15 protein-coding genes are annotated in these 19,342 nt (G+C 34.6%); 11 read left to right on the plus strand and 4 right to left on the minus strand.

From position 1 onward, the window contains the following. Positions 1–167: 167 nt before the first annotated feature. On the plus strand, positions 168–2,474 hold the full coding sequence (locus KO493_RS12225; RefSeq protein ID WP_216068251.1) for a galactose-binding domain-containing protein: 2,307 nt from the start codon (positions 168–170) through the stop codon (positions 2,472–2,474). A 70-nt stretch (positions 2,475–2,544) separates the two neighbouring features. Here the strand turns inward: KO493_RS12225 and KO493_RS12230 are convergent, their stop codons facing one another. Beyond that, positions 2,545–3,552: a glycosyltransferase family 2 protein gene (locus KO493_RS12230; protein WP_216068252.1), complete on the minus strand. Its 1,008-nt coding sequence runs from the start codon at positions 3,550–3,552 to the stop codon at positions 2,545–2,547. Positions 3,553–3,635: 83 nt separating this feature from the next. Here KO493_RS12230 and KO493_RS12235 point away from each other — a divergent pair, with 83 nt between their 5' ends. Continuing rightward, complete coding sequence (locus KO493_RS12235) at positions 3,636–5,528, plus strand: peptidase M61 (protein WP_216068253.1); 1,893 nt, start codon at positions 3,636–3,638, stop codon at positions 5,526–5,528. A 104-nt stretch (positions 5,529–5,632) separates the two neighbouring features. On the opposite strand, the gene KO493_RS12240 is transcribed toward KO493_RS12235, so the two are convergent. Next, entirely contained in the window at positions 5,633–7,126 is a 1,494-nt protein-coding gene (locus KO493_RS12240) for a S10 family peptidase (protein ID WP_216068254.1), read from the minus strand. 42 nt (positions 7,127–7,168) lie between these two features. Next, positions 7,169–7,933 (minus strand): TIGR02757 family protein, encoded by a 765-nt coding sequence (locus KO493_RS12245; protein WP_216068511.1) that lies wholly within the window; start codon positions 7,931–7,933, stop codon positions 7,169–7,171. Positions 7,934–8,168: 235 nt separating this feature from the next. Here KO493_RS12245 and KO493_RS12250 point away from each other — a divergent pair, with 235 nt between their 5' ends. The 3 genes from KO493_RS12250 to KO493_RS12260 all read left to right on the plus strand — a co-directional run bounded on the left by KO493_RS12250 (position 8,169) and on the right by KO493_RS12260 (position 10,895). After that, entirely contained in the window at positions 8,169–8,972 is an 804-nt protein-coding gene (locus tag KO493_RS12250) for a hypothetical protein (protein WP_216068255.1), read from the plus strand. Between the two features lie 138 nt (positions 8,973–9,110). Continuing rightward, the gene (locus KO493_RS12255) at positions 9,111–9,626 is read left to right on the plus strand and encodes a hypothetical protein (protein ID WP_216068256.1); all 516 of its coding nucleotides are present in this window, start codon (positions 9,111–9,113) and stop codon (positions 9,624–9,626) included. Between the two features lie 96 nt (positions 9,627–9,722). Further along, positions 9,723–10,895 (plus strand): MFS transporter, encoded by a 1,173-nt coding sequence (locus tag KO493_RS12260; protein WP_216068257.1) that lies wholly within the window; start codon positions 9,723–9,725, stop codon positions 10,893–10,895. On the opposite strand, the gene KO493_RS12265 is transcribed toward KO493_RS12260, so the two are convergent. Further along, on the minus strand, positions 10,892–11,554 hold the full coding sequence (locus tag KO493_RS12265) for an ABC transporter ATP-binding protein (RefSeq protein ID WP_216068258.1): 663 nt from the start codon (positions 11,552–11,554) through the stop codon (positions 10,892–10,894). The genes KO493_RS12260 and KO493_RS12265 overlap by 4 nt on opposite strands. Before the next feature lie 482 nt (positions 11,555–12,036). On the opposite strand from KO493_RS12265, the gene folE reads away from it, so the two are divergent. The 6 genes from folE to mnmA all read left to right on the plus strand — a co-directional run bounded on the left by folE (position 12,037) and on the right by mnmA (position 19,323). Next, a complete protein-coding gene (folE, locus tag KO493_RS12270) occupies positions 12,037–12,624 on the plus strand; it encodes a GTP cyclohydrolase I FolE (protein ID WP_216068259.1) in 588 nt (195 codons plus the stop codon). A gap of 47 nt (positions 12,625–12,671) precedes the next feature. Further along, positions 12,672–12,941, plus strand: coding sequence for a hypothetical protein (locus KO493_RS12275; protein WP_216068260.1), 270 nt, complete (start codon positions 12,672–12,674; stop codon positions 12,939–12,941). Positions 12,942–13,147: 206 nt separating this feature from the next. Next, a complete protein-coding gene (locus KO493_RS12280; protein ID WP_216068261.1) occupies positions 13,148–14,788 on the plus strand; it encodes a CTP synthase in 1,641 nt (546 codons plus the stop codon). Between the two features lie 116 nt (positions 14,789–14,904). After that, positions 14,905–16,800: a membrane protein insertase YidC gene (gene yidC, locus KO493_RS12285; RefSeq protein ID WP_216068262.1), complete on the plus strand. Its 1,896-nt coding sequence runs from the start codon at positions 14,905–14,907 to the stop codon at positions 16,798–16,800. Between the two features lie 177 nt (positions 16,801–16,977). Beyond that, the gene (locus tag KO493_RS12290) at positions 16,978–17,682 is read left to right on the plus strand and encodes a toxin-antitoxin system YwqK family antitoxin (protein WP_216068263.1); all 705 of its coding nucleotides are present in this window, start codon (positions 16,978–16,980) and stop codon (positions 17,680–17,682) included. A 453-nt stretch (positions 17,683–18,135) separates the two neighbouring features. Next, a complete protein-coding gene (gene mnmA / locus KO493_RS12295; RefSeq protein WP_216068264.1) occupies positions 18,136–19,323 on the plus strand; it encodes a tRNA 2-thiouridine(34) synthase MnmA in 1,188 nt (395 codons plus the stop codon). The last annotated feature ends 19 nt before the right edge of the window (positions 19,324–19,342 follow it).

The raw sequence follows: 19,342 nt of genomic DNA on the forward strand, positions 1-19,342 counted from the left end.
CGTATACTAAAAAGATCGTAAAGCAGTAATTATGGTAGAATTAAAATCGATTAAATCAACTGATCCTATTTTCCCTTAAAACCTGTGTAGGTAAACTGTTGATGTCGTAGAGATGCAATCAAATTTTAAAACCATCATAAATTATTTTTAAATTAAACTAAACAAAAATGAAAACAAAATTTTTACAAACCATGTTATTTATTACCTGTGTTTTGATGCAGGTTAATATCACTAATGCTCAAGATCCAGGTGATCGTGCGCAAAAACTACGAGGAACTTGGTGGGCTAATCTTCCTCCAGAGTTATTCGATGAAAGGATAACGAGTCTCAAAACTTTAGATGGCTTTCAAGTATCGTTTAATAGTGGGGCTAGTCAATCGGCATTGCATAGTGCGCCATGTCCATTACTGAGCGGGTTAGATGGAGCAGATGCCGTTTTTCCAGCTGATAATGATACCAAAACTATGGATCAAATATCAATTATTAGAGATGCAGGTTTTATGGTTAAAGCGTATTCAAATGCCGAACATTTTGTTGGAGATAATTCTGCTGAATTTGAGGAGTTTGTAGCAAGTTTTAAAGCATGGTGTGATACCAATCCAACAGCTCAAGCATTTATCAATAGCGAATCATATCATACGAAATCAGGATATCCTAACCGTCCTTATATGTTTTGTTATGCAGAATTCGTTTTAAAGTATTATTCTCAACAATATGGTCAATATATTGATGCATGGATTTTTGATGATGCTGAAGGAAATATGGAAGAAAATGGTGACGATGCAACGAGCGGAAATATAGATGATCAACGTATATATGAAGCATTTGCAAATGCTGTACGTTCAGGAAATGATGATATCCCAGTGGCATTTAACAACGGAAGGAGTACTTCAAATCACAATTCTTATCCTTTTGCAGCTGCTACAAGATTTGATGACTTTACGTTTGGTCATGCCTTTGGTGGAAATAACAATCATGCTGAAAAAATAACTGGAAACCAGTTTAATAATAATTACAAACACGTAACGCGCATGACGGAAACCAATGGTTATGTACATGAAGGTGGAACATGGACCTGGGACGACAAAATTGTTGGGAATTATCATTCTAAATTGTCTACTACAGCCTGGAAGTATGGGCCTACCCAGGCATGGGAACAGGATGATTTTAATACATGGAATGAAGAGGCGCTTTCAGCAGGAGGTATGATGACCTGGGGAGGTTCTTATAATAGAACTGAAACAACAATTTATGCTTGGGTGTATGATTTGTTACAGGGATGTGATGACTATTTGTTTGAACGTGGTATTTCAATTAATAGTGAAAACAACGGAAATGACAATGGTCAAGTTGGCAATGGAAATAACCTCGCTTTAAGCGGAACAGCCACACAATCTTCAACCTATTCTAGCGGTGCAGCTTCACTTGCTATAGACGGTAATACCAATGGTGCATGGCGAGGCGGTTCTGTAACGCATACAGAAACTGAAGATAATGCTTGGTGGGATTTAGTTTTAGATTCAGAATCTTCCATAGAAGAAATTGTAATACATAATAGAACAGATTGTTGTGAGGATAGATTATCAGATTTTATAGTTTTTATGTGGGATGAAGCAGGTAATCGTACCTTAAGAAAATTTTATACAACAGCCCCAGATTCTTCTTTAAGTATAAATGTTGGTGGCTTAGCAGGTTACAGAATTAGAATTAAATCGAACTTAGCTGCTACAGCACTTAGTTTAGCTGAAGTGGAGGTATATGGAACGCGTAATTTAGCCTTAAACGGCATAGCTACCCAGTCTTCAACAGCAAATGGAGGTGCCGCCTCACGAGCTATAGATGGTAATACTAATGGGGCGTGGAGCGCAGGTTCTGTAACCCATACTTCGGCAGAAGATGGAGCCTGGTGGGCTTTAGACCTTGGTGCAGATTATAATATCGGAGAAATCAAAATTTATAACCGTACCGATGCCTGTTGTACAGAGCGTTTATCTAATTTTACCATGTTTATGTGGGATAGTAACGGAAACCGTACCATTAGAAAAGTAATCAATACCACGCCAGATCCCTACATCACCATAGATGCCGGTGGTGTTTTAGGTAAGAGTATCCGAATTAATTCAAACTTAACCGGTACGGCGTTAAGTCTTGCTGAAGTTGAAGTTTATAATGCTTCAAGTAGTTCTACAGCAAAAGCTGCTGATGGTAAAATAGGGGCTTCAAATGCTGCTGTTAGTACTTCATTGAAGGTTTATCCAAATCCAGTACATAATGTGTTTACGGTTCAAACACCTGATGATACTTCAGAAAACACTGCCTATTCAGTTTGTAACCATTTAGGACAAGTGGTTCTTAAAGGCCGTTTTAAAGGGGATTCAACTCAAATAGATGCTAGTGCATTAAAAGCTGGGATGTATTTTTTAAGAGTTTCTAGCGGTGAAAAAACGTATACTAAAAAGATCGTAAAACAGTAAAGGAAACTTAATCTATAATAAAATAATGCCCCGGATGTTACGCATTCGGGGCTTGTTTTTTAGCGTTTTTCTAGCAAAAGAAAACATAATCTTGAATTGGTTTTAATTTCAACTGATTCATGTATTCTAAAATAACTTTCTGCTCATCTTTATTAGCAACACTAATGATGCTTTGTATATTTTCAATGTCTTCTAAAAAACGAAATGGTTTTAATACTGTGCCGTAAATATCTTTACCTATTTTTTTAGGATTATCGCAAACCCATTCAAACGGAATATTCAAAGCTGTTAGTTTTTTAGCGATGGTTTTTCCTTTGTTTCCAGCACCCCAAATCACTAAAGTTTTATCTTGCCGGTAATCGAGTTCAAGAAAATATTTCAGTTTAATATCTATAAAATGATTTTCAGCATAATGCTCATGAGTTCGTGAGGTGCGATCGCTATAATCTCGCCAATCGTGTAAAACGTCGTCACAGGGTATGCATTTTAAACCGTATTTGTAAAACCTGAAAGCCAAATCGTAATCTTCAGGGTATAGGTCTGGGTTAAAAGCATCACAAGTCAAAAAATCATCACGATGTACCATCCAACAAGGTGAAGGGATCACGCATTCTTTATAGATTTCAGAATAATTGCTGCCTTTTTCAGTTAAATCATTCAGCCAAACCTCGTAACTTTTGTAACCTGCTTTAATACCAGATTCAGCAAAATAGTGCACTTTACCTAGGGCGACATGTTGCTTTCCGTAGGTTAATAAATTTTCAACTAGAACCTCAATTTTATTTAGGCGCATCACATCATCACTATCCATGCGTGTTATGAAATCGCCTTGACTATGTTGAAAAGCTAATCTTAAAGCGTCTATAATGCCGCTTCCAGGATTTTTTAAAAGCTTGATGCGGTGGTCTTCAGAAGCAAATTTTTCAACGATATTAAAACTGTGATCTGTAGAATGATCGTCTACAATAAGCAACTCCCAACGACTATAGCTTTGCTTAATTATGGAGGTAAGACAATTCGTAATGTAATTTTCAGTATTTTTAAACGGAATTAAAATACTAACAAGAGGTGTCTGCATGTCGCGAATTTAACAAAACCTTAGCGAATGCACCCGTTACTAAATAGTATTTTGCGCATCTATTTTAATAAAAAAAAGAATACATGAAAAACAGATTTTTAGCCTTAACCCTCACAGGCTTAATATTGGCCAGTTGTGGTACAAAAAAGACATCAGCAAATGATTTAGCTGTAAATACACCAATTGAAACTTGGTTGGACTTGGTTCATATTAATGAAGACCGTGTTCCGGTAACGATAAACCCAGGGCGTTTTACAGTTGATGAAGTGACTTATAGGTTGCCAAAAGTGGTTCAAGGGACTTATGCGGTTAGTGATTTTGGTAAGTATGTTGATGATATCAAGGCTTACGATTACAATGGTAAAGAAATGGCTGTTAAAAATGTAGATGATAATACTTGGACCATTTCTAATGCTAAGGAATTAGATAAAATTAGCTATTTAGTTAATGATACTTTCGATATTGAAGAAGAAGGCGGAATTGGTCACGAAACACCATTTTCACCCTCAGGAACAAATATTGAAGAAAACAACTTTGTACTTAACCTTCATGGTTTTATAGGCTATTTTGATTCTTTGAAAACCAATCAATATAAAGTTGATATTACGAGCCCGTCAAAATTTGTGCGTTCAGCAGCTTTGCAAGAAGTAGGATCTAAAACAAGTGAAGACGGTAAAACAACCACGTCAAGTTATATCGCTCAAAAGTATTTTGATATTACAGATAATCCATTAATGTATGGCGATTTAGATGTTGAAACTTTTCAAGTTGGCGACATCAAAATTGTATTAAGTGTTTATTCTCCAAGTAAATCACATTCAGCAAAATCGTTAAAAGAAACGGTTTATAAAATGATGGAGGCTCAAAAAGCATATTTAGGTGATATTAACGCGACCTCTAGATATGATATTTTCTTGTATTTATCTGAAGGTAAAGAAGATTCTCCAAAAGGTTTTGGTGCTTTAGAGCATCATACATCTACTGTAGTGGTTTTTCCAGATAGCATGCCGGCTGCTGCTTTATCTAAAAATATGATTGACGTGGTTTCACACGAATTTTTTCATATCGTAACGCCGTTAAGTGTACACTCTGAAGATGTGCAGTATTTCGATTATAACAATCCTACATTCTCCAAACACTTATGGATGTATGAAGGGGTTACAGAATATTTTGCAACCTTATTTCAAATCAATCAAGGTTTAGTGGATGAGGCTGAATTTTACAACACCATTATGGGAAAAATCAATTATTCAAAACAAATGGATGATACCATGAGTTTTACCATAATGAGTGAAAACGTTATTAAGGAACCTTATAAGGATCAGTACTTAAACGTATACCAAAAAGGCGCGTTAATTGGTATGTGTATTGATATTTTAATGCGTGAAGAAAGTGATGGTCACCGTGGTATTTTATCACTTATGAAAGAATTATCTAATAAATATGGTAAAGACAAGCCTTTTGAGGATGATAAATTATTTGATGAAATCGTAGCAATGACTTACCCTTCTTTAGGTGAGTTTTTTGAAATGCATGTTATTGGTGATATTCCAATTAATTATAATGAATTTTTCGATAAAGTAGGTCTGGAAGTTAAAACAGGTCAAGTTGAAGGTAATCATATTATCATGGGTGGTGCGCCTATAGTTACAGGAGATCCTGAGAAACGTGTTATCTTTTTTACAGAGCAAGTTGCGGGGAATAGTTTCTGGGTAGAGCAAGGTGTATTACCAAACGATATACTAAAATCGGTTGATGGAAAACCAATGACCTTCGAAAACGCAAATACAATTTTACAAGAAATTTATACTTGGGAAGAAGGACAAGATGTTAATATTATTGTCGTTCGTGATGGTGTAGAGAAAGTTATAAAAACGAAAGTGACTAAGACATACATTTCAGGTGAAGGTCTTAACGAAAAAGCTGATGCTACCGCTGCTCAAAAATCATTGCGTGAAGCTTGGTTACGAGGGTAGTTTTTCGGAGCTAAGTAGTTAAGAAGTTAAGAAGTTAAGAAGTTAAGAAGTTAAGAACAAAAAACGATTGGTGAACTGTGTTCACCAATCGTTTTTTGTTTGTTTTAATTTGTGTATTTCGCAGCCTTTCCGTTGCTTGATGCATTTTTTATAAACTCACGAATGTCATCGTTGGCAGATATTAAATCATCTTTTCTAAGATACATCATATGTCCGCTACGGTAACCTTTGAATGTAAAACGGTCTTTCATTTTTCCACTCGGATCGACTTGCCACGTGGTGTATTTTGCGGCAAAATAAGTTGTCGCGCCATCATAATACCCGGATTGGACAAGCACTTTTAAATACGGGTTTTGTGCCATAGCCTCTCTTAGCCCTTCTCTTACATTATCGTTTCTTCTATCCCATGGGTGTACATTTCCAAACATGTTATATTTTATGTCGGTTTTAAAATTTAAATGTTCTCTTATATAATAATTTATAGCCGGTGTAAAAGAGTGCGACCATGAAGAGATTTCGGCGTTATAATCTGGAGAGTTGCCAGATTCTGTTTTGTCAATACCTAAATATCTAGAATCTAAACGCCCGATTGTTTGCCCTGTTTTATCCCGAAGTAATGCTTTCCAGAAATAGCTGTTAGGTACTTCTAAATTATGTTGAATGATTTCTTTTTCAGTTAAACCAGAGTAGTAGGCTACTTTTTTAGCGATTTGTTGTTTTTCAGTTTCCGAAATAGAACCACCTTTAGCCAGTGCCGGCATGAAGTTGTTTATGGCATAATTTTCAACTTCAGGAAGAATTTCCAATAAATCCTTTTGTTGCAGTTCAGTAGGTAATACTTTATGATACCAAGCGGCAGCAGTAAAATATGGCAAGTTCAATGAAGCGTAAATAGGTTGACCAGTGCTGTATAGTTTATAATCGGCAGGAGAAACCATAATAACCCCATTAAGATACATCCATTGGTTAGATTGTAGTTCGTTAGCTAAACCCATAACTCGAGTGCCTCCGTAACTTTCACCAATAATATATTTAGGAGATTCCCAACGGCTTTTTCTAGAAACAAAGGTATTCATCCATTCTGCTAAGTATTTAATGTCAGCGTTAATACCAAAAAAGGTATCGCGCTCTGGAAGTTTACCATCTTTATCGGCAATCATTCTTGAATAACCTGTGTTTACAGGATTTACGTAAACAATATCAGCCACATCTAAAATAGAGTTGGGGTTGTCTTTTACGCCGTAAGGTTGTACTGGATAACCCTCATCATCGAGATTTATAACTTTAGGCCCAGTATATGCAATATGCATCCAAACCGAAGCAGAACCTGGGCCGCCATTAAATGAAAAAACTAAGGGGCGATTGGCTTTATCCTTAACGTTATTGCGTTCGTAATAGGTGTAGTAAAGTGTGGCAATGGGATCACCTTTTTTATTCCAAACAGGCTGCGTTCCTGTGGTAGCTTTATAGGATATGCTTTGACCTTTTATTGTGGTTGTATTTGTGGTTACAACCATCGTGTCAACAGGAATTTTTCGAGACTGAGAAAATGCAGAAAAGAAGAATAAGGCAAATAAAAAAAGTAGTAATCGCTTCATAAGTATTCAAGTTTTTAAACTCAAAGGTAATGAAAACCGATTTTAAAACCCTTCAAAAACACCTAGTCCAAAAAGGGCAAAGTCATATTTAACAGGGTCTTTGGAGTCTAATTCCCGCAAAGCGGTGTCTAATTCTGACAAAGCTTTGGCATCATTTTGCTTTCGGGTAAGTAAGCCTAATTTTCGAGCAACATTACCGGAATGTACATCTAAAGGGCACGATAATACGGAAGGCGAGATGGTTTTCCAAACACCAAAATCGACACCAGCTTGGTCGTTTCTTACAAGCCAACGTAGCATCATGTTCAACCTTTTTGCTGCCGAACCTTTATTTGGATCCCCTACATGTTTTAGAGTTCTTGATGGATGATCAATAGAAAAAAACGTCTTTTTAAACTCATGAATTGCGAGTTGCATCGTGTTTCCCTTAAGATGCTTTAGAAAAACAGTTTCCAGACCACCGTGATTTTGATAGATGTTCTTTAAAGATTTTATGAAATAGGTTAAATCTTCAGTATTAAAGGTGCGATGTACATAGCCTTCAAAATGATCTAAGTCATTTTCTTTATGGTTTATTATAAAATCATAGGGTGAATTTCCAAGCAATTGCATCATACGATCTGCATTTTTTATAATCATTTTACGATTTCCCCAGGCTATCGTTGCTGTTAAAAAGGAAGCGATTTCAATGTCTTCTTTCTGTGTAAAACGATGCGGAATTTGGATAGGGTCACTGTCAATAAATTTCGGGTTATTGTATTCAATGACTTTAGCGTCTAAAAATTCTTTTAATTCTGAGGTATTCAAGTTAGATAAATTGAAGTTCAACATGATTTTATGTATTCAAAAATACTCTTTATTATGTAATTGATAAAAACACATTTTACTATAGAATCCTGAAAAATATTATTTTTATCTTTGAAGGGTGAAATAATACCGATGAATGGCGTTAGTTTGTCGAAAAACAGGGTTTCAACACTTTGAATGAACTAAATTTCAAACAAACAACGTTATTTGGTTAAATATTAAAACATACATACTTATGAGAAAACTAATTGTACCAATTTTAGCATTATTTTTTATAGCCTGTGACACGGAAGAAGTAAAAGATATATCAAAACCAGATGATTCTATTGAAGCCGTTAAAGAATATGCTTTAGTGAATCAAATATTTCAGGATATAGGTAATAATTCAGGCGATGCTGTAATTACCTCTGAGAATTCGCAAACTTCAAAAATTGATGGTGCTAAAAATGAACCAAATATTACTATAGTGCCTTTTGATTTAACTACTTTCCCTAAAACAATAACAGTCGATTTTGGAGAAGGGTTGTTGTGTAAAGACGGTATTACACGTAAAGGTGTTATAACAATTGTGTCTACTAATTGGTACGGACAAAAAGGTAGTGTGCATACCACAACTTTTAATAATTATTACCATGAAAGTTTCCAGGTAGAAGGGACGCATGTTGCTAAGAATTTAGGTAAAAATACAGCTGGTTTTTCTGAATACAGTGTAGCTATTAGCAATGGAAAAATAACGACTGCAACTGGTGACAGTATTTATTATACTGAAGATTCTATGAGAACCTGGATTTCTGGATTCAACACGCCTTTAAATATTTGGGATGATGAATACTTGTTAGATGGTATGCAATCTGGTGTAAGTTCGAAAGGTGTTGAGTACAGCTTAACCATTGATGAAGCGTTACATTTTGTGTTACTACCACGACAAGTTAAATCTGGAATTCTATCAATTGATGTAGGTTTGTTTAAGGATATTAAATTAAATTATGCCGATAAAACCATCACTGTTTTAGGTGTGACTTATCCGTTGGTGAACTAATAATTTATAAAAGTCTGAATTGTGTCTACCCTATTCAGACTTTACTTTAAATGTTGTTTTTTAAAATTAATACTAGGTTAATTTCTTTCACTGAAATATTTTACCAAGACAAAAGAAATAAGAATACGAATGAAAAAAATGACAATCATTTTTGTGTTACTACTATTAGTTAGCTGTAGTAGTGATAGTGAAAACAATAATTCTACATCAAAGGGAGAAGTTGAATTAGTAACAGGAATTAATATCAGAAGTTCTGAGTATTCTGAGGTAACTCGATTAGGAAACCCAAATGTTTTTACCAAAAATCAATTTGTTGTTTTTCCAAACCCTTTAGCTCGGCCTTATTTGAGTGTGAAGTCTTCTGTAAATATTTCTGATGCTTGGGTTATAAGTGCTAATGCAGAAAAAACACAACAACAAGCAGATTTTAGTTCAATTTTAAACTCAGACTATTACAATGAATCTGAAATCGAATTAAATGCCAAAATGGAATTTATTGATGTGAATTCAACTAATTTAATATTGAATTTAGAAAATTTAAGTTCTGGTTATTACAAGGTTTTTGTAAAAATTAATGGAAATTTATATTGGGATAATATTTTCTTGCAAGGAAATGACTTAGATGTTGATGATTTAATAAATTATTGGGATTAAAAAAAACTTGGGTAAATTGGATAAAATTAAGTGCTGTAAGTATTTATTAAATTAGGTGTCTAATCTAGCTATTAAATTTATTCATAACCCATTAATTTGAACCACTCCAAAGTCATTTTACCCACCATTGTTTTTTCTCAATTTTGTTGTACCTCCTTGTGGTTTGCTGGAAATGGTGTGATAACCGATTTAATTTTTACCTTTCATTTAGAACCGTCTGCATTAGGGCTTTTAACTTCAGCGGTACAATTTGGATTTATAATTGGTACTTTTCTATTTGCTTTTTTTACCATTACCGATCGGTTTTCTCCTTCAAAAGTCTTTTTTGTGAGTGCGTTTTTAGGAGCATTTTTCAATGGTTTGGTTGTTCTTAAAGGGCATAGCATTCATACTTTGATATTGCTTAGGTTTTTAACGGGGTTCTTCTTGGCAGGCATTTACCCCGTAGGGATGAAAATAGCTGCAGATTACTATCATAAGGGTTTAGGGAAATCTCTTGGCTTTTTAGTAGGAGCCTTGGTTTTGGGAACGGCTTTTCCGCATTTATTAAAAGGTTTTAGTCATTTTTTGGCTTGGGAAAACATCGTTTATATTACTTCAGCGCTAGCTTTATTAGGAGGTGTTTTAGTTTTAGTTTTTGTTCCTGATGGCCCTTTTAGAAAATCCGCGAAAGCGATGGATTTATCGGTATTGTATAAAATATTTAGAAATGGTGATTTTCGTTCTGCTGCTTTTGGGTATTTCGGACATATGTGGGAACTTTATGCGTTTTGGGCTTTTGTACCCTTACTTTTAACTAGCTATGTGAAAACACATCCCAACGCAGAGTTTAATATTTCGGTATTAAGTTTTAGTATTATCGCTCTGGGCGGAATCGCTTGCGTGATATCAGGGTATTTATCTGAGAAATTTCAAGCGAAACGTGTCGCTTTAACCGCTTTAATTTTATCTGGAATTTGTTGCATAGCATCGCCGTTGTTTTTCGGAATCACTTCCGAAGTGGTTTTTATCGTAATTATTGCGTTTTGGGGTATGATGGTAATTGCCGACTCGCCATTGTTTTCAACATTAATTGCGCAAACGGTGAATCCAGAATTTAAAGGAACAGCCTTAACCATTGTGAATTGTATAGGTTACTGCATCACGATTGTAAGTATTATGCTTTTAAATAAGTTAAGTACCTATATACCTATGGAATACCTTTTCGTAGTATTGGCTGTTGGCCCACTTTTGGGTGTTACGGCATTATTAAAAGAGCCAAAGGCTTAGCTCGTTATTTTTCCATCTACCATGGTTAATTTTCTATCGGCCATGTTGGCTAAATCTTCATTGTGCGTTACAATTACAAATGTTTGTCCGAATTCATCACGAAGCTTAAAAAATAAGTTGTGAAGGTTTTCGGCAGATTCACTATCTAAATTCCCAGAAGGTTCATCGGCAAAAATTAAAGCTGGACTATTAATTAAAGCTCTAGCTACGGCAACACGTTGTTGTTCTCCTCCCGAAAGTTCGTTAGGCTTGTGGTCGTATCTGTGAGATAAGCCTAAAAAGTCAAGGAGTTCTTTTCCGCGTTTTTCAGCATCAGCTTTATTGGTACCTTTTATAAAAGCTGGTAGACAAACATTTTCTAAAGCCGTAAATTCTGGAAGTAATTGATGAAACTGAAAAATAAATCCGATATGCTCGTTTCTAAACTTCGCTAGCGCCTTATCTTTTAAATCATTGATTTTAGTTTTATTGATACGTAAATCAAAAGGTTTGCGCGAAGAAGCACGATCTAAAGTGCCTAGAATTTGTAACAACGTCGTTTTTCCAGCACCAGAAGCACCAACAATAGAGACCACTTCTCCTTTTTTAATATGGATATCTACGCCTTTTAAAACTTGTAAATCGTCGTAAAATTTATGAATGTTTTTTGCTTGAATCATCTATAAGAAATAATAGGGGTGAATTTACTACTTTAAAGCGTTATGGACAATTAAGTTTACTTTTTTTGTGTTATCTGTTTTTAGGGGTATATTTATAGAGGAGTTAAAAATTAAAAATTAAAAATGGTCAACTCTATTTAGGGAGGTTCAGTTAATAATGTTTAACAAGAAATTTATTTTATTTAAAAAACAATGTCAACTTTCAATAACCAATAACCAATAACCAATAACCAATAACCAATAACCAACAACCAACAACCAATAACTATTTATGGAATATTTTTTACCCATTTTTAATGGAAAATAGCAATTTTAGGAATGATTATCTTAAGAAAAGATATAAATAAACCCGTGAAAATATTAGTGACAAGCATTGTTGTACTTTCTACTATTTGCCTTGTTGGATATTTTCTAGGAAAATCCATGTTTTATATATCCAACCAATAATAAATAATAATTAATCAATAGTCAATATTTAATATATGGCCTACAAAAGTTTTGAAGAATATAATGATGAAGTAACCGGCGACGTTACCAATCGATATAAGCATATAATTGAAGATTTAGGAGAAGATACTCAGCGTGAAGGTTTACTTAAAACCCCCGAACGCGCGGCCAAGGCGATGCAATTTTTAACTCAGGGTTACGAGCAAGATCCCGTTGAAATTTTAAAAGGCGCTATGTTTAAGGAATCTTATAATGAAATGGTTATTGTAAAGGATATTGAATTGTATTCTTTATGTGAGCACCATATTCTACCTTTTTTTGGGAAGGCTCATATTGCTTATATTCCAAACGGACAAATAGTTGGACTAAGTAAACTACCTCGAATAGTAGATGTCTTTGCAAGACGTTTACAAGTACAGGAGCGGTTAACTAAACAGATTTTAGACTGTATAAACGATACCTTAAAACCGCAAGGTGTTGCTGTGGTAATTGAGGCTTCACATATGTGTATGATGATGCGTGGTGTACAGAAACAAAACTCGGTAACCACAACTTCTGGATTTAGAGGGCAGTTTGAAAAAAATGAAACCAGAAACGAATTTTTGAAATTAATCGGGAAATAAAATTGGAATATTTCTTGTTTAAAGCTTAGTAAAAATAATAGTTGTTAATGAATAAAAATAAAAAACTCATTTTAGGGATTGTGTTTGACGCCATTGGTTGCCTCTCATACTTTTTCCCTGGTATCGGTGAGTTATCAGATATAGTTTGGGCACCAGTTTCGGGTTGGCTCATGACTAAAATGTACAAAGGAAAAGCGGGTCGTGTAGCTGGAGTTGTGGCATTTGTTGAAGAAATTATGCCTGGATTAGACTTTATGCCAACTTTTACATTAATGTGGTTTTATACCTATGTTTTTAAAAAAGATAAAAAAGGCTAATTTATATGAATGTATGGCTTATTCTTTTTGAGTTTTTTTCCTTTATGAAATGTTGTAATTCATAGTAACTATATAGGTTTAATATTATTAAGGATCTAGATTTTATAAGAGTTATCGCTATAAATTCACTCCTGAAATATTGTTTGCAATAACCGCGGAAATAACTATTAAAATTTCGTAAATTTGCCTGCGTTTAAAAGCGCAACATGACAAGTACTACAAAATACATCTTTGTAACCGGTGGAGTTACATCTTCCTTAGGTAAAGGAATTATAGCAGCATCTCTAGCTAAACTGTTACAAGCTCAGGGTTACCGAGTTACCATTCAAAAATTAGATCCGTATATAAACGTTGATCCAGGGACGTTAAATCCTTACGAACATGGCGAATGTTATGTGACTGAAGATGGTGCCGAAACCGATTTAGATTTAGGACACTACGAGCGTTTTTTAAACCGTGCCACCAGCCAAGCGAATAACGTGACAACAGGTAGAATTTACCAAAGTGTTATTGAAAAAGAGCGTCGTGGAGAGTTTTTAGGAAAAACAGTTCAGGTGGTTCCTCATATTACCGATGAAATTAAAGAACGTATACAAATTTTAGGTAAATCTGGCGATTATGATATCGTGATTACCGAAATAGGTGGAACAGTAGGTGATATTGAGTCCTTACCATACATTGAAGCTGTACGTCAGTTACGTTGGGATTTGGGAGAAGATAACGGTATTGTTATTCATTTAACTTTAGTGCCATTTTTATCTGCTGCAGGCGAGTTAAAAACAAAACCAACACAACACAGTGTGAAAACCTTAATGGAAAGTGGTGTTCAAGCAGATATTTTAGTTTGTAGAACGGAGCATAACTTACCAAAAGATTTACGTCGTAAATTGGCCTTATTCTGTAACGTAAAGGAAAATGCAGTTATTCAATCTATTGATGCGTCTACTATTTATGATGTGCCTAACTTAATGCTAGAGGAAGGTTTAGATAAGGTAGTTCTTGAGAAATTAGCACTTAAAAGTGATGTGCCAGATATAGAAAGGTGGAATCAATTTGTACACCGTCATAAAAATCCGAAATCTGAAATCACTATCGGGTTAATTGGAAAGTACGTAGAATTACAAGATTCATATAAATCTATTTTAGAAGCTTTCATTCACGCTGGAGCCGAAAATGAAGTTAAAGTAAAAGTTGAATCTGTACATTCAGAATATATAAATAAAGATAATGCGCATTTGAAACTAGGCCATTTAGACGGTGTTTTAGTAGCTCCAGGATTTGGAGAGCGTGGCATTGATGGTAAAATTGATGCCGTTCAATACGTAAGAGAAAACAATGTGCCTTTCTTAGGGATTTGTTTAGGTATGCAAATGGCGGTTATTGAATTCGCTAGAAACGTTCTAGGTATTGAAGATGCAGCATCTTCTGAAATGAATTCAACGACAAAAAACCCTGTAATTGATTTGATGGAAGATCAAAAAACAATTACCGATAAAGGTGGTACGATGCGTTTAGGAGCATGGGCTTGTGACTTAAAATTAGGATCTGCCATTCGTGATATTTACAAAGCAGAAAGCATTAGCGAGCGTCACAGACACCGTTACGAATTTAATGGGAAATATAAGGACCAATTGGATGCTGCAGGTATGAAAGCAACTGGATTAAACCCAGATACTGGTTTGGTAGAGATTGTAGAAATTCCAGAACACCCATGGTTTATAGGTGTGCAATACCACCCAGAATATAAAAGTACTGTTGCCAACCCGCATCCATTATTTGTGGCTTTTGTAAAGGCAGCTTTAACAAACAGTAGAGAAAAAAGAAGTGCCAGTATGGCAAAAAAATAAAATTGGATAGTTTATTGATAACCAATTAAAGATTATAACAAATACTTCGTCATTTTAATTATAGATAAACTCTTATTTATTTCTGTTAAAACGATTAAAATGACACTAATTAAAATATGGAAGAAAAAAAATTAGATCTTAATTCGATAATAGGTTTTGTACTTATATTCGGTATCCTGGGTTACATGTTATGGCAAAATCAGCCAACACCAGAGGAAATTGAAGCCCAAAAGAAAGCTAAAGAAGAATACGTAGCATCAGAGCAAAAAGCTAAAACAGATCAAGAAACAGCGGTAACCACTGCTTCAGATTATGTTGCGGGTGCTGGTGTAGATTCCTTACAGCAAATTGAATTAAAGAATAAATTAGGTGCTTTTGCTTATTCGGCGATGCAATCTAAAGGTGGAGAAACTACGGTTGAAAGTGATTTATTTGAATTGAAATTCGACAGTAAAGGTGGGTATCTTTCAGAAGTGCGCCTAAAGCAATTTGTAGATTACGATTCGCTTCCTATTTATTTACTTCAAGATAAAAACGCATCGTTCAATATTAATTTTGGTACTACAGATAGTCGCATCTTAAACACAAAAGATTTGCCATTTGTTCCCGAAGTGACTAAAAACGGTGATGTAACTGTGGTTTCTATGAAACTTAAAGTTTCTGAAAGTAAGTTTTTAGAATACCGATACGAAATTAAAGAAGGAGATTACATGATCGATTTTTCGGTACGTTCGCAAGGATTAGGTAGTGTTATCAATAGTTCTTCTGAAATTAATTTAGATTGGAAAATTAAAGGATTCCGCCATGCGAAGAGTATCACTTATGAAAATAGATATACCGATGTGCATTATGAATATGAAGGCGGTAAAGCTAACTATACAGGGGCTAGAGATGCCGATAAGGATATAGAAGATGCAACTTGGATTGGCTTCAAGCAACATTTCTTTTCTTCGGTTTTATTAAATGAAAAAGGCTTTAAGACAGCAAATATTAAAACGGTTAACCTTGTTGATGATGAGGTTGTAGATACCGTTTACACCAAAGATTTTGCAGCTAAAATGCCTTTAGTTTTACAAGGTGGTGAAATTAACGAATCGATGGATTGGTATTTCGGTCCGAATGATTTTGATATCTTAAATGCTTACGATAGAAACCTTGATGAATTAGTGCCTTTTGGTTGGGGGATTTTCGGTTGGATAAACCGTTATATTTTCATGCCGTTGTTTGGTTTCCTTGGAGGATTTATGCCTTATGGAATTGCTATTGTGGTGATGACGATCATGGTGAAAATATTATTGTCTTTCGTGCAATACAAACAATTCTTATCTCAGGCTAAGATGAAAATTTTAAAGCCTGAATTGGATGAGATTCGTGAAAAGCACAAGAACAATAAAATGAAAGCGCAACAGGAAACAATGGCCTTACAAAATAAGGCAGGAGCTAGTCCAATGGCGGGTTGTTTACCAGCTTTGGTGCAATTACCTGTATTCTACGCCTTATTTCAGTTTTTCCCATCGGCTTTCGATTTGAGACAAAAACCTTTCCTTTGGGTAGACGATTTATCATCTTATGATGTTATTGCAGAATTACCTTTTAATATTCCTTTTTATGGTAGTCACGTAAGTTTGTTTCCCATTTTAGCGTCTATTGCTATTTTCTTTTACATGCGTTTAACAACAGGGCAGAATATGCAAGCGGCTCAACCACAGCAAGAAGGTATGCCTGATATGGCTAAGATGATGAAATACATGATGTATTTCTCACCTATCATGATGTTATTTTTCTTTAATAATTACGCCTCTGGTTTAAGTTTGTATTACTTTATTTCAAACTTAATTAGTATCGGTATTATCTTAGTGATAAAGAATTTTATTCTTGATGAAGATAAAATTCATGCACAGATTCAAGAGAATAAGAAAAAGCCTAAGAAACAAAACCGTTTCCAAAAGAAAATGGCTGATATGATGGAGCAGGCTGAAGCCCAACAAAAAGCTCAGAAAAAAGGTAAATAATACCATTTGATATATTTTTAAGGAGGCTGTCCAAAAAGTATTAAAGTGCGTCATTCTGCAAGTTCAGGTTGACAAAACTTTACTTTTTAGACAGCCTCTTATTTTGTTATAAGAATTAACGTGATCATCCGTTAGTAATGTATAATTTCCGCGAAAGCGTTATAAATAATTTAAATTATGAAAAGGATATTGAGCTTATTGATTGTCTTATTTATAAGTCATCATGTTTTTGCGCAGGGCATTAATCAATTTGATGCAGAAGGTAAGCGCAACGGTGTTTGGAAAAAGTATTTTGAAGACACGAAAATCTTAAGGTATGAAGGTCAATTTAAACACGGGAAAGAAGTTGGCTTGTTTAAGTTTTATAAAAAATACAAGAAGAAAGCTGTATTATCGGCAACAAAATTATTTAATGATACGACACATAGCGCCGAGGTTAAGTTTTTAGCATCCAATGGAAAAGTAATTAGTGAAGGCCAAATGAATGGTAAATTACATATTGGAACTTGGAAATACTATCAGAAAAATTCAAAAAAGATATTAACTGTTGAAACTTATAATAGTAATGGAGAACTAATAGGTGAACGTTTGGTGTATTATCCGAATGGCGCTGTTGCGGAAAAAAAACAATACAGCAATGGTAAGTTAGAAGGTAAAGCATACTCTTATACAGATCGCAATAAGGTGCTCACCGAAAGCACCTATGAAAATGATGAACTTCATGGGGTTTCTAAATCCTATAACCCCAAAGGACAATTAGTATCGGAAGGCGTGTTTAAAAGAGGCAAGAAAACAGGGGTATGGAAGTTCTATAAAAACGGGGCATTGGTTAAGGAAAAGAACTTTTCATATACAGCTAAACGCACAAAAAAAACTCCTTAATTATAAGGAGTTCTCTTTTTTTATAGACAATAATCCGAGGAAGGAAAGAGTGAATATTGTCTACAAACTAACAAACCAAAACTAACTAACTAACTTTTCTTTTTCAAAAGAGATGCGTTTTACCACCTCTTGTATTATTTCAAAACTACTCACATAATTTTTGGTGAGCTTATTTGTTTTATTTTAAACGACTCATGTTAAATCTGCATCTTTAGTAAATATAATAAATTTGTAAGAAATAACACTCAAAAATTAAATTTATTTTGTTGGTGTAGTTCTAATATTACTATTGATGTCGTATAAATATATCAATTAATATATGAAATAACAACTTTATTAGTGATTTATTTATTAAAATGTTAAAATATTGTTGATTTTATTGTGTTTGAGATAATCGTTTGGTAGATGTAAATCTTGTAATTATATGTATCTTTGTGCCCTAATTTTTTAAGTATGAAACGAGTAATTATTGGCCTTTCTGGCGGCGTAGATTCTAGTGTAGCGGCATACTTGCTAAAGGAGCAGGGCTATGAAGTTATTGGTTTGTTTATGAAAAACTGGCACGACGATTCGGTTACGATTTCTAATGAATGTCCGTGGTTAGATGATAGTAATGATGCGATGTTGGTCGCAGAAAAATTAGGTATTCCATTTCAAACGGTCGATTTAAGCGAGCAGTATAAAGAACGTATTGTTGATTACATGTTTAATGAATACGAAAAAGGTAGAACACCAAATCCAGATGTTTTATGTAATCGTGAAATTAAGTTTGATGTGTTCATGAAAATTGCCTTAGATTTAGGTGCAGATTATGTTGCAACGGGGCATTATTGTAGAAAGGGAACCATTCAGAAGGATGGTGAAGCTATTTACCAGTTACTGGCAGGTGTAGATGGTAATAAAGATCAGTCGTACTTTTTATGTCAGTTATCACAAGCGCAATTAGCAAAATCATTATTTCCTATTGGAGAGCTCACAAAACCTGAGGTTCGTGAAATTGCAACAAAATTAGATTTAGTAACGGCCGATAAAAAAGATTCTCAAGGACTTTGTTTCATAGGGAAAGTAAAGCTTCCAGATTTTCTTCAACAACAATTAAAACCTAAAGAAGGAGTAATTGTTGAAGTACCTAGCGACCAGACAGTTTATGATAGTGAGGAACCAGCATTCAATTCCGTAGAAGAAAAATTAGCCTATTTATCTCGTAAAATTAACTATACGGTTGATTTAGGAAAAATAGTTGGTAAACATCAAGGGGCTCATTATTTTACAAAAGGACAACGTAAAGGTTTAGGTGTTGGCGGTACTGTAGAACCTTTATTTGTTATTGATACCAATGTTGAAGAAAACGTCATTTATACAGGTCAAGGGAAGGAACACCCAGGTTTATACAAAAAAGCGCTTTTTGTGAGTCAAGAAGAATTACATTGGGTACGTGAAGATTTGGCTTTAAACACTGGAGAAACCATGGAAGTTCAAGCTAGAATTCGTTACAGACAGGCCTTAGAACCAGCAACACTATATAAAGTAGAAAATGGCATGTATGTGTCTTTTGAAAACTTTCAATCGGCGATTACTGAAGGGCAATTTGTGGCATGGTACCTCGAGGACGAACTTATTGGTTCGGGAGTAATTTCGTAATTTAGCATCACCTAATCTT

It is taken from the genome of Pseudotamlana agarivorans (assembly GCF_018860245.1).
Lineage (GTDB): Bacteria > Bacteroidota > Bacteroidia > Flavobacteriales > Flavobacteriaceae > Pseudotamlana > Pseudotamlana agarivorans_A.

What these genes read in the sequence shown, in the direction of transcription:
- KO493_RS12225 (WP_216068251.1), top strand. Translation starts at nt 168, where the DNA reads ATGAAAACAAAATTTTTACAAACCATGTTATTTATTACCTGTGTTTTG.
- KO493_RS12230 (WP_216068252.1), bottom strand. Translation starts at nt 3,552, where the DNA reads ATGCAGACACCTCTTGTTAGTATTTTAATTCCGTTTAAAAATACTGAA.
- KO493_RS12235 (WP_216068253.1), top strand. Translation starts at nt 3,636, where the DNA reads ATGAAAAACAGATTTTTAGCCTTAACCCTCACAGGCTTAATATTGGCC.
- KO493_RS12240 (WP_216068254.1), bottom strand. Translation starts at nt 7,126, where the DNA reads ATGAAGCGATTACTACTTTTTTTATTTGCCTTATTCTTCTTTTCTGCA.
- KO493_RS12250 (WP_216068255.1), top strand. Translation starts at nt 8,169, where the DNA reads ATGAGAAAACTAATTGTACCAATTTTAGCATTATTTTTTATAGCCTGT.
- KO493_RS12255 (WP_216068256.1), top strand. Translation starts at nt 9,111, where the DNA reads ATGACAATCATTTTTGTGTTACTACTATTAGTTAGCTGTAGTAGTGAT.
- KO493_RS12265 (WP_216068258.1), bottom strand. Translation starts at nt 11,554, where the DNA reads ATGATTCAAGCAAAAAACATTCATAAATTTTACGACGATTTACAAGTT.
- folE (WP_216068259.1), top strand. Translation starts at nt 12,037, where the DNA reads ATGGCCTACAAAAGTTTTGAAGAATATAATGATGAAGTAACCGGCGAC.
- KO493_RS12275 (WP_216068260.1), top strand. Translation starts at nt 12,672, where the DNA reads ATGAATAAAAATAAAAAACTCATTTTAGGGATTGTGTTTGACGCCATT.
- KO493_RS12280 (WP_216068261.1), top strand. Translation starts at nt 13,148, where the DNA reads ATGACAAGTACTACAAAATACATCTTTGTAACCGGTGGAGTTACATCT.
- yidC (WP_216068262.1), top strand. Translation starts at nt 14,905, where the DNA reads ATGGAAGAAAAAAAATTAGATCTTAATTCGATAATAGGTTTTGTACTT.
- KO493_RS12290 (WP_216068263.1), top strand. Translation starts at nt 16,978, where the DNA reads ATGAAAAGGATATTGAGCTTATTGATTGTCTTATTTATAAGTCATCAT.
- mnmA (WP_216068264.1), top strand. Translation starts at nt 18,136, where the DNA reads ATGAAACGAGTAATTATTGGCCTTTCTGGCGGCGTAGATTCTAGTGTA.